At 75.2% G+C, this 3,328-nt stretch carries 5 protein-coding genes and 1 pseudogene; 3 read left to right on the forward strand and 3 right to left on the reverse strand.

Translation table 11 applies throughout. The features are described from left to right. Nucleotides 1-893, forward strand: an 893-nt coding sequence (locus tag AB0J67_RS40045; RefSeq protein ID WP_363490876.1) for a hypothetical protein, incomplete at its 5' end; no start/stop codon positions are given. A gap of 45 nt (nucleotides 894-938) precedes the next feature. On the opposite strand, the gene AB0J67_RS40050 is transcribed toward AB0J67_RS40045, so the two are convergent. Further along, nucleotides 939-1,316, reverse strand: a complete 378-nt coding sequence (locus AB0J67_RS40050; protein WP_363490878.1) for a helix-turn-helix domain-containing protein — start codon at nucleotides 1,314-1,316, stop codon at nucleotides 939-941. A gap of 87 nt (nucleotides 1,317-1,403) precedes the next feature. Between AB0J67_RS40050 and AB0J67_RS40055 the strand changes: the two genes are divergently transcribed. Next, complete coding sequence (locus AB0J67_RS40055) at nucleotides 1,404-2,039, forward strand: NAD(P)H-binding protein (RefSeq protein WP_363490880.1); 636 nt, start codon at nucleotides 1,404-1,406, stop codon at nucleotides 2,037-2,039. Further along, the gene (locus AB0J67_RS40060; RefSeq protein WP_363490882.1) at nucleotides 2,039-2,461 is read left to right on the forward strand and encodes a nitroreductase family deazaflavin-dependent oxidoreductase; all 423 of its coding nucleotides are present in this window, start codon (nucleotides 2,039-2,041) and stop codon (nucleotides 2,459-2,461) included. Before AB0J67_RS40055 ends, AB0J67_RS40060 begins: the two co-directional genes overlap by 1 nt. Before the next feature lie 126 nt (nucleotides 2,462-2,587). Here the strand turns inward: AB0J67_RS40060 and AB0J67_RS40065 are convergent. Both AB0J67_RS40065 and AB0J67_RS40070 read right to left on the reverse strand, forming a co-directional pair. Continuing rightward, nucleotides 2,588-2,998: pseudogene (locus AB0J67_RS40065) on the reverse strand (MFS transporter); the annotation flags it as partial. A gap of 5 nt (nucleotides 2,999-3,003) precedes the next feature. Further along, on the reverse strand, nucleotides 3,004-3,153 hold the full coding sequence (locus AB0J67_RS40070) for a hypothetical protein (protein WP_363490884.1): 150 nt from the start codon (nucleotides 3,151-3,153) through the stop codon (nucleotides 3,004-3,006). Nucleotides 3,154-3,328 lie beyond the last annotated feature (175 nt).

Here is a 3,328-nt window from a genome sequence, read left to right on the forward strand (position 1 = left end):
CGCGTGCGGCACGGGCCGGGCGGGGGCGGGGGCGGCCCGGGCGCCCCCCGCCGGCGCCCCCGCGCGGCCTCCGGCCGTACCTGCCGCTGCTGGTGTGGGCGGTGCTGCTGGTGCCCGCGGTGCTGTACTTCGTGCCCGGTGGCCTGCCGACGTTCCAGGGTGTGCAGGAGCTGCTCGGGTCGTCCCTGGTGTTCCCGGTCGTGCTGGTCTTCGCGGTGGCGGGCCTGCTCTGGCTCGGCTGGCAGACCGTCGCCACCGCGCGCCGGCTGCGGCCGCTGCTGGCCGCGCCGGCCGCCGAGGCGGCCGTGCGCGCCGAGCTGCGCCTGCTCACTGGGCTCGGCAGCCTCGTCGCCGGGGTGGGCAGCCTGGTCCTCGGACTGGCCGCGGGCGCACCCGACCAGCCGATCCTGCAGTCGCACATCCTCGACGCCATCAGCAACATGCTGTTCGTCGCCTCGCTGCTGCTGGCCATGCTCGCCATGGTCTGGTTCCCGCCGCTGGGCCTGGCCGCGCTGGCGGGCGGCGGTTTCCAGCTCGTGCTCACCGCCGCCGCGGCCGACTTCCTGGCCACGCTGGCCGGTGCGGGGGCGCTGGCGATCCTCGCCGCGATGATGAGCGGCAGCGGCAGCGGCGGCCGCGGTGACGACTACTGGGAGGAGAAGTACGGCCAGGACGACCCGCCGCCGCGCCGGGAGCGGATCAGTGACGGCAACAAGGCCGAGCTGGAGGACTCCGGCTGGCTGAAGAACAAGCTGCAGGATCCGCAGATGCGCCGCGACTTCATGAAATGGCTGGAGCGCGGCCACAAACAGGGCGAGGCGCACGACCACCTGCGCCCCGGCTCCCCCGAGGCGGAGAAGGCGCTGGCCGACTTCCTCGCCGAGATGCTGTGACCGGCTGATCGGCCGCCCGCGGCGCTGCCCGCCCAGCCGTACGGTTCACGCCGCGCGGCCGGGTGAGGCGGCGGCCTCGCGGGCGTCCAGCAGCTCGTCCCAGTGCTCCTGCGCCCACGCGCACATCGCGGCCATCGGGGCGAGCAGGCTGCGCCCCAGCGGGGTCAGGCCGTACTCGACGTGGCGCGCCGGTCCGGGATGGACGGTGCGGGCGACCAGACCGTCGCGCTCCAGGCCGCGCAGCGACTTGGTCAGCGCCTTGGCGGTGACGCCGCGCAGCGGGACGCGCAGCTCGGAGAACCGCCGCGGACCGTGCTCCAGGCAGCGGATCACCATGCCCGCCCACTTGTCGCCGACGCGGACCGGCGACAGGCCGGACGGGCAGACCGGGTCGAACATGTCGGGATCCAGGGGCGTGCGCACCCGCCCACCGTATCCGGTATCCACTTGGAAACCACCTGCTCGGCTAGCGTCCGGACCGGATCTGATCGCATCCGGAAGGAGTGGCGCATGAACGGGATCGTCGTGTTCGGAGCAGGTGGCAGGGCGGGGCGGGCGGCGGTCGGGCAGGCGCTCGCGCGCGGGCACCGGGTGACCGCCGTGGTGCGCCACCCCGGCGGGCACGCCGATCTCGCGGTGCCCGGGGTGCGGCTGGTGGCCGGTGACGTCACCGACGCGCGCCACGTCGCCGAGCACGCGCGCGGGCACCACGCCGCGATCGCCGCCGTCTTCGACCCGGGCACGCCGCCCGAGGTGTTCTACCCGGCCGCCGCCGGCGCGCTGCGCGACGGGCTCGCCGCCGCGGGCACCGGGCGGCTGGTCGCGGTCGGGCTCGCGTCGGTGCTGCCCGACGGGTCGGGCACGCCGCTGATGGACACGCCCGGCTACCCGCAGGAGTACCGCGGCTTCTACCTGGCGCACGCGGCCGGCACGCAGGTGCTGACCGGTGCCGGCGGCGACCTCGACTGGCTGGTGCTGAGCCCGGCGGGCGACTTCGACCACGGTGGCGAGCCGGTCGGGCGGTACCGGGTCGCGGCGGCCGACGCGAGCAGCCGGATCACGTACGCCGACTTCGCGGCAGCGCTGCTCGACGAGGCGGAGACGCCGACGCGGCACCGCACCCACCTCGGGGTCGAGGCGTACTGATGGGCGAGGAGATCCACGACAGCCCGCACCCGTTCGTCGCCGAGCACATCCGCCGGTTCCTGGCGACCGGCGGCGACGCGCGGCCGGGCACGAACGACCTGCTGCTGACGACACGCGGCCGCAGCACGGGCCGGCTGCGGCGCACCGCGCTGGTCTACGTGCGCGACGGCGGGCACTACGTCGTCGCCGCGTCCAACGCCGGTGCCGACCGCCATCCCGCGTGGTATCTGAACCTCGTCGCGGAGCCCGAGGTCAGCGTGCAGGTCGGCGCGCGCGTGCTACCGGCGCGGGCGCGGACCGCCACGGCCGCCGAACGGACCCGGCTGTGGGGCCTGCTGGTCGACGCGATGCCCGCCTACCAGGCCTATCAGGAGGCGACCAGCCGGACCATCCCGGTGGTGGTCCTCGCCCCGCACGGCTAGCCTGCGCACCGCCCGCCGTCCGGACCCACCCGCCGCTGCTACGGCTCGGCCCCTGGCGCCGCTGCGCGCTCGCGCCGAGCCGGGCCCGCCCGCCGTGACCGGGGCCAGGCGCAGGAACGACAGCGCCCCGGCCGACACGGCGAAGGTGACGGCGTCGAGTCCGATCGCCGCGGTCGCGCCGAAGCGGCCGGAGAGCAGGCCGGCCAGGGCCGGGCCGATGAGGTACGCCGTCGACGAGGCCGCGAACAGGCGGCCGTTGGCCCGCGTGATCTCCTCGGCCGGCACCAGGCTCGGCACCACGGTCACCTGCGCGACCTGGAACACCATCGCGAACGCGCTCGCCAGCGGCAGCACCAGGTAGAGCAGCCACGGTCGCGGCCCGGCGAGCCAGGCGAGGGGGATGCTCGCGTAGAGGCCGCAGCGGGCGAGGTCGCAGAGCACGAGCAGGCGGCGGCGGTCGAACCGGTCGACGACGACCCCGGCGAACAGGCCGGTCAGCAGCGACGCGACGCCGCCGAGCGCGGTGACCAGGCCCATCTGCGTCACCGCACCGGTGCTGTGCAGCACCAGCAGCGGGATGCCACGTAGGAGAACGAGTCGCCCAGCGCCGACAGCGTCTGCGCTATGAGCAGCGCCCGGAAGCCGCTGCCCGCGGCGCGCTCGGGCGGGCGGGCGGTGTCCACTGCCGACAAGGCCGCCTCCCCGACGAGCCGCGGGCGCCGCCGGAGGTTCCGCATGCGCGATGGGCTGTCGAAGCTACCGGACCAGCCGGGGACGGCACCAGCAAGGGATGCTCTTATGGATGTCAAGCCGCTGAGGCTTGGCATCCATAAGGGTGTTCAGCGGTGATGATCTGGTAGATCTCGC

The sequence above is a fragment of the Catellatospora sp. NPDC049609 genome (assembly GCF_040675365.1).
Lineage (GTDB): Bacteria > Actinomycetota > Actinomycetes > Mycobacteriales > Micromonosporaceae > Catellatospora.